Origin of the sequence: Mesorhizobium sp. M7A.F.Ca.AU.002.02.1.1, from assembly GCF_003998535.1 — a bacterium.
GTDB classification, from domain to species: domain Bacteria; phylum Pseudomonadota; class Alphaproteobacteria; order Rhizobiales; family Rhizobiaceae; genus Mesorhizobium; species Mesorhizobium ciceri.
This window is the reverse complement of sequence record NZ_RZPB01000287.1, coordinates 1-7,077: the sequence shown is the minus strand read 5'-3', so window position 1 is coordinate 7,077 and position 7,077 is coordinate 1. Positions and strand designations below refer to the sequence as shown.

General features: G+C 59.2%; 6 protein-coding genes. 3 read left to right on the top strand and 3 right to left on the bottom strand.

The features are described from left to right. Nucleotides 1-1,851, bottom strand: a 1,851-nt coding sequence (locus EN879_RS18305; protein ID WP_164774457.1) for a potassium transporter Kup, incomplete at its 3' end; no start/stop codon positions are given. A gap of 975 nt (nt 1,852-2,826) precedes the next feature. Here EN879_RS18305 and EN879_RS40640 point away from each other — a divergent pair. Both EN879_RS40640 and EN879_RS18295 read left to right on the top strand, forming a co-directional pair. Beyond that, nucleotides 2,827-3,105, top strand: coding sequence for an AlpA family phage regulatory protein (locus tag EN879_RS40640; RefSeq protein ID WP_063169289.1), 279 nt, complete (start codon nt 2,827-2,829; stop codon nt 3,103-3,105). After that, on the top strand, nt 3,102-3,734 hold the full coding sequence (locus EN879_RS18295; RefSeq protein WP_127274163.1) for a hypothetical protein: 633 nt from the start codon (nt 3,102-3,104) through the stop codon (nt 3,732-3,734). Before EN879_RS40640 ends, EN879_RS18295 begins: the two co-directional genes overlap by 4 nt. Here EN879_RS18295 and EN879_RS40635 read toward each other — a convergent pair. Continuing rightward, nucleotides 3,700-3,828, bottom strand: a complete 129-nt coding sequence (locus tag EN879_RS40635) for a hypothetical protein (RefSeq protein WP_135907184.1) — start codon at nt 3,826-3,828, stop codon at nt 3,700-3,702. The two genes, EN879_RS18295 and EN879_RS40635, sit on opposite strands and share 35 nt — an antisense overlap. 880 nt (nt 3,829-4,708) lie before the next feature. After that, a complete protein-coding gene (locus EN879_RS18285; protein WP_256748481.1) occupies nt 4,709-5,164 on the bottom strand; it encodes a transposase in 456 nt (151 codons plus the stop codon). A 793-nt stretch (nt 5,165-5,957) separates the two neighbouring features. Between EN879_RS18285 and EN879_RS18280 the strand changes: the two genes are divergently transcribed. Continuing rightward, a complete protein-coding gene (locus tag EN879_RS18280; protein WP_224570032.1) occupies nt 5,958-6,473 on the top strand; it encodes a DUF2285 domain-containing protein in 516 nt (171 codons plus the stop codon). Nucleotides 6,474-7,077: the final 604 nt, after the last annotated feature.

The following is a 7,077-nucleotide window of genomic DNA, read 5'->3' as shown; positions in this document are numbered from 1 at the left end:
CGCGAAGCGGATGAACAGCTTGTCCTGCCACACCGGCATGCCGGAGTTGGGTGACGCCTTGAGCGAGCGACGCGACAGGAAGAAGGACGTCGTCATGATGTCGAACTTCCAACCCTGCTTGCGGCAGATCGCCAGCGCACGCGGGATGTTAGGCTGTTCCATGTAGCCGAAGGTCAGTGTCACCCGCATGAACAGCTCATTGATCGTTTCCATCTTGATCCGCTCGCTGTCGGGCACCACGGGCTGCTGCGCCGTCACCACAGAGAGGATGACGTTCTGTTCGTGCAGCGCCTTGTAGTGCTTCAGGCTGTGCATCAACGCGGTCGGCGCACTGGCGGGATCGCTGGTCAGGAACACGGCCGTACCGGACACCAGCTGCGGTTTCTTCTTCAACAGATTGCCCGCAAGGAAATCGAGCGGAATCTGGTTCCTGCGCGTCTTGTCAAATAGATACCTGCTGCCTCTTATCCAAGTCCACATGGTCATCACGATCACTGCGGCAATGGCAAGCGAGGCCCAGCCGCCTTCGAATACCTTGACGATGTTAGCTGCAAAGAAGCCGGTATCGATGAAGACGAACACCGCCATTAAGGCTATCGCGACGCCGAGCGGCCATTTCCAGATGCGCGTCATCACAACAAAAAGCAGTATGTTCGTCACCAGCATATTGCCGGTCACCGAAATACCGTAGGCCGAGGCCAGCCGGCTGGATTCGCCGAAGCCGACCACCAGCAGCATCACCACCAGCGCCAGCATCAGGTTGATGCGCGGCAGATAGATCTGGCCCGACTGTTTTTCCGACGTGTGCTGGATGACGAAACGCGGCAGCATGTTGAGCTGTACCGCTTGCCTGGTCAGCGAAAAGGCGCCGGAGATCACCGCCTGGCAGGCGATCACGGTCGCCGCCGTGGCAAGCACGACCATCGGAATAAGCGTCCAGCCCTGGTTCATCTCGAAGAACGGATGACCGACAACGCCGCCATTTGCCAGCACGAAGGCGCCTTGCCCGACATAATTGAGCAACAGACAAGGGAACACGATCGCCAGCCAGGCGAGCACGATCGGCTTGCGGCCGAAATGGCCGAGGTCGGCGTAGAGCGCCTCGGCTCCGGTGACGGCGAGGAAGACTGCACCAACCGTAACGAAGGCGACGTCAGGCGAGTTGACCAGGAACGACACGATGTAATGCGGGCTGATTGCCAGCAGGATTTCCGGGTCGTCCATGATGTGGTTGAGCCCGGAAAGGCCGATGGCCAGGAACCACAGCGCGGTAACGGGTCCGAACACCAATCCTACGCCGCCGGTGCCAAACCGCTGTACCGCAAACACGATCGCCAGGATGGCCAGTGTCAGCGGCACCACATAGGGCTGGAACGTCGGCGTGACGACATTCATACCTTCGACCGCCGACAGTACCGAGATTGCCGGCGTAATGACGGCGTCGCCAAAAAAAAGCGCCGCGCCGACGATGCCGATGCCGATGCCGATGCCGAGGATCACCGCAGAGCAGGTCGGGAAACTGTTGCGCGCCAGCGCCATAAGCGACAGCACTCCGCCCTCGCCTCGATTGTCGGCGCGGAGCACGAACATGATGTATTTGATCGTCACGGTGATCGTCAGGGACCAGATGATCAGCGAGAGTACGCCGAGGATGTCGCCACGGCTGGCGACGTTGCCACCCGCTGATGCATGCAACGCCTCGCGAAATGCATAGATCGGGCTGGTGCCTATATCGCCATAAACGACACCTAGTGCGCCCAACATCAGCGCCTTGGTGCTGTGCTGCTCGACCTCAGAATGGCTCGATTGTTCGACAGGTTCTGCCTCGTTACCAGCATTGGTAAGGGCCATGGACGACACTCCGATAAGCGCGCGGTGCTCTACGCTTGCTGCACTGCAATATCAAGTTCCGTCACGTAATGTCTGCCGTCTCGCCTGTCGTTGCTCGCCTTGGTAGACTCGCCAGCCCGCAGCCCTACCGAGCAGCAATAGCGCCCCGGCAGAACCCTCAATCGCCCAGATCAATGAATGGTTATCGCCCACAGTGCCCCCCCGCGATGCGGCCGATGGCGACCAGGGTGTCGTGGGCGCACAAGGATGGCGCTTTCCTGATGACGCCGTGCTCCAGGTGTGATCGCACCGTTGCTGCGCAAGCCATTTACTTGCTCGTCCCAGCGAGGACCGTGGCCAACTGGAACGCAGGGCCACGCCGCTCACCGGCCGCACTTTGCGGCGCAGATAACGATTCGATCTCCGCGGCGAGATTCTGGTTGAAGAAGCCACCAAGCTTGTCGAAGGACACACGGTCGTAATATCGACATGCCAGTATCCGCAACCCAGAAAAGCTCCTTGGGCTCCGCTGCGCGCGCCACGAACAACCCGATCTTCTCTGCGAAGAGGACGCCGTAATCCTTCAGGTTGAAGCCAAACCGGGGGGCGGCCGTGACGTATGGGCGAAGGGCTAGGAGGCGGGTTCGGTGAGGAACGGCATTGATGTCCACGCCGTCTCCTGGAAAGACAGAGGAATGCGGTGTCACCGACTGGCGCCGGAGGTTGATCCGGTGATTAGGAGGAGCACTCGTTGTCGGATTCTCGACGATGTCGGACATCTGACACAACGCTGCCAGAGCGATCACGTTGTTCCGAAACGATTTTCCCAGTTGGCACGACAATTGCGGTCCTATGCGCAAAAGCACTGCGATGCCGCACCGACTGGAAGAACTCATCAATGATCACGCTTTTCGAACATGTGGGCGCCGCTACCAACACTAAGCGTTCCCGATCAAACGGAAGCCTCTATCCCTTCTTTCTGAAGGCTGTCCGGACATGAACGCATTTGATGTCCGTCCAACGCTGGATGCTCCCGACGACGATCTCTATCTTTGGCTTGAAGATGTGGAAGGCGAGCGGGCACTTGCCTGGGCCGCCGGCCAGTCGGCAAAGACCCTGAAGCACTTCAGTGGAACGCAGTTCGAGCGCGACCGCGCGACTCTGAAGGCAGGCCTGTTCCCTAAGCGGCGTCGCATCTCCCCCGGCCGAGTCGCATGGCTTGAATCCGATATCAGGGCTTGGATGGAAACTAGATCTGAGAGCCGCACCGCATGAATGTAGCCTCCCAATATCTTCTCCCGTCTGTGGCGCATCACGAAGCCGGGCACGCGGTGGCCGCCATCGTTTTGCACCGTCAGATGTTCGACGACGACCGTGAACTCCCTGCTTTCTCAAGTGTTAGTATTTACCCCGACGCCGGTGACGGAGAGTGCGGTGGTTTTGTCGAAGGCACGGTTTTCTATTCAGCGCAAGGATTCACCTCGGAGCTAAAGCCGATTTTCGAGAACGATATGGATCGACATTTCCAACGCGATGAAGCGATCCAAGAGATAGTTGCGTGTCTGGCAGGTCCTTTTGCAGAATCCGCATTCGAAGGCTATCTGGACCCGCGCGATATGGCGATGAATGCGTCCGATGGGAATGAGGGGAGCAGCGACTACGCGGATGCCAAGCGAATCTATGGTGAGTTGCGGTTCCTGATGCCGCGCCGCCCCCGTTGGAGGCGGATCGAAGATTGCACGGCCCGGCTAGTACTCGATCACTGGTCGGCCATCGAAGCATTGGCCGCGCATTTGCTGGTCAAGCATGATCTCCAATTCGATGAGGCTCTGACGATTGTTGCGCCGCATCTTCCGCCCATGCCAGCAGCTACGCCGCCAGAGCGTCATCCGCAGCCTGCTTGATCAGCCATTCGATGTGATTTGACCACATCTGCAACACCTCGCGCTTCTCCTTGACGTTGCTATAGAGATTGTAGATTTCGCCAATGTCTGTCAAGGACGCCGCCTTGTGATTCAGTATGTGCTCGATGACGTGTGGCAATACCTGCCGCCTGCCGAGATTTGTCGCGAGCGTCCTGCGCAGATCGTGAAGGGTCCAGTTCTCCAAAGCCACCCCGTCAGTATTGACCTTGCCGTCTAGAGCCTTCTTGCCCTTCGCGTAGCCTGAGAAGTGGCTTCTTTCGTTGCCCCTCGCAGGGAAAAAAACGTGTCATTGGTCTTCGGTACCGTCTGGGGGACCGACACCGCCAGTGTGGACAGCGGAATAAGCGTAGGCTCTTCGTTCTTCGTGCGGTCACCCGATAGTTCCATGTTCCGGCTTCAAGGTTGAGGACCAACGCATCGCGGCAACTTCCGTACGCCTCTGTCCGGTCAGAATGAGCAGCTTGACGATGGAGCCGAACGAATAGCCGATATCGCCCGGTTCGGGCTCACAGCCCGTTCATATAGCCGCCAGTTCGGCATCGTTCACCACTCGCTTGCGCTTGACGATCGGGGCCGGATCCGGATTTTCCAATCCCTCGCGGGGAAACCGCGGATGAGCCGTTGCGGCGGTTTGCGACACCAGTTGAAAAATGCCCGCATACACCAGAAGGCCGTGTTAGCCGCTTGCGGGTGACCCCCGGCGACGATCTTCTTGGTGATGTTAGCAATGTCGGTGTCGATCACATGGTGGATAGAGCGACTCCCGAGGGCAGGCACAAGATACCGGTTCAGGCTGGCCTCGACCAGTGCGGTGTTTTGAGGGTCGTTACTCGGCGGCCTGGAGGTGACCGCCATCGCCGTCCTCGGTATCGTCAGCGCTGATATGCGCCTGATCGGCAAGGAAGGCTGGCAGTTCCGATGGAGCTATGCTGGAATTTGGGTGACGAGGCTGATCAAGCGGCGCTCTGCGGCTTCGTTTCGATGACCTGGATTCCGTCCAGGAACCTGGCACCTGCGATGAGTTTCGGCAACTGATTTTGTCCTTTCAATCGTCGCCACTTCCTGGCCGCGGCCAACAGCTTGAAGACCATCAGCTGGGCGGTTTTCGAGGATAGCGAGCCCTTGGTACGCACCGTGCGATAGCGAACGGTTGCAAAGACGCTTTCGATGGGATTGGACGTTCGCAGATGATCCCAGTGTTGGGCGGGGAAATCGTAGAGCGCCAGCGACGCAATATGATCTTTCGTCAGGCAGTCGACCGCCTTGGCATACGCCTCGGCCTCCATCTCGATCGCATGCGCAAGCAATTTGCGCGCGCCGCTGCGAAGTACATCCGTCAGGGTATCATCGATTTCGTCGGGCTGACGAAGGCGAACAATGTGTTGATAGTCTCGTTCATGGCGTATCACTCTCCTTGAGAGGTACTGGCAGGCTTCATCACCCGCCTCGATACGCCGCTCTCCTCAAGCCGCCATCATCCAGTTTCCGCCATGGCTCCCCCTGATTGATCCGCTTCACCTGTGCAACTGCACAGGCTGCCCTAGCGGGGAGATTGGCCTCCAATGGCGAAAGCTTGCCGCAGGAGACCCTCCGATGACCGTGCCTATGGCGCCGCCGCTACGACAACTTGCCGACAAGCAGCGTGCGATCCACTGCCGCGCTACTGCGCCTTCAAGGGACGTCTGGATCGCGACGCAGGAGCCGATGACCGTTACGGGATCAATTCCAGGTCGCGCTGGCCGTCGCTGTGCCAGTTCGACGGTCTGGTGGCAATTTGGGCACATCTTCTGTCGCCGACAGTGGCGATGGCTGACGCTTCAACGAAACGGGGTCTTCGACGTCTGCTGCCTTCGCCGATGCTTTGCGAAGTGGCATAATGTTTCGACGCACGCAGGCGCGGGCAGGGGATGTCAGTCATGAATCTCCTGACTGGCGCGGATCAGGCCGATTGGCGGGATGAAAGATCATACGACTACACCGCTGGCCTGACGCTGCGGGAGTGGGCTTGGGAGTTCTTACGCCGCAATCCAGCGTTCCAGCGCGATCTGACCGCTGCGCGCCAGCATTGCAAGACTTGGTCTCTCCAATCCTTTCTCGATATGGTCGCGTCGGCCGGCGACCTGTCACGCTGGGGTGTTCTGTTTCGCGGAGTCTTGTGGCCGCGCTTCGGTCGTATTCTGGTGTCCGCTCTGGTGCGTCCATGTGCTGCCGGTCATTGCGGAACGGTTGCCTGCCTCGTCGCCGACACCGCCGTTCGAACTCTCGGCATTGCCCTGTCGTGCAATCGTCCTGCTGGCGCCCGACAAGAGCCAGCATGTTCTTCTTCGCAATGCGGACCACGCGCTGCAGCTCGCCGTCTCGGGCGCGAATATCCTCCACCCTGTTTGCCTGCATACGCAAGCCATCTGGCCCGCGGTGCTTTTAAAGCATCGACTGAGGGGACTGGAGTGCCTCAATGCTCTCAGTCTAGGGCAACAGTTGCCCCCCCGCTTGTTTGCGCCGGAAAAGCGCGGCGTTCGTTTGTCCTTCGTTCTTCGTGCGCTCGACGGTTCGCTCGCCGGAGCACCTCATCGCGAGCTCGCCGAAGTTCTCATCGGTCAACGGCGCGTCCATGCCGACTGGGCGGATCCTCGCGATCATCTGCGCGACCGCATCCGTCGGGCCGTCTCGCGTGGCCGCGCGCTCATGAATGGTGGCTACAGAGATTTCCTAATTTGAAAAGCGACAGTCCGCGCTGTGCGTCGGTGGATGAACGTTCGCTCGCAGCTGTACCCGTCACCAACAGTTCGCCCGCCGACAGGACTGCATGGCGCCTTGCAAGTGCGCTCTGGTCTAGCTTGTCGATGCCGAAATGAGATGGGCGAGGGTGCCAAGGCGGTGGTTCATTAGGGCCGGCCTCGACCTGGACGCACATCATTGGTCGGAAAGCGGCGTGCACCGCAATGTCGCCATAGCAGCCAAGATCCTTTGAGGCCGGACCTGCAGTCCTGTTGGACCGGCGGGTGCAACAATATGGAGGGATCTGAGGCCTCACACCGTTCCCTGGTCGACAGCTCGGTCAACATAGCACCCACCGCTTGATTATGGAAATGGTGTGCCTGGAGTGCAGCGAGTAGCGGCTTGCTGCGCACTGTCCTAAGAATAGCAGTCATGACCCGTCTGGGGTTCTGCAACACGACGATTCAACCGCTTGGGCATTGTCGCATATCCCACAATGTAGAATGCGCAACAGGGCAAAAGCTGATCCATCGGCGGTTTATCAATGCTTTTTGGCTTGGCACGGCACATGCAACGCAATCGGCAAAAGGCGCACGAACTGAGT

Coding starts and splice junctions, on each gene's coding strand:
- EN879_RS40640 (WP_063169289.1), top strand. CDS start 2,827: ATGAACGCATTTGATGTCCGTCCAACGCTGGATGCTCCCGACGACGAT.
- EN879_RS18295 (WP_127274163.1), top strand. CDS start 3,102: ATGAATGTAGCCTCCCAATATCTTCTCCCGTCTGTGGCGCATCACGAA.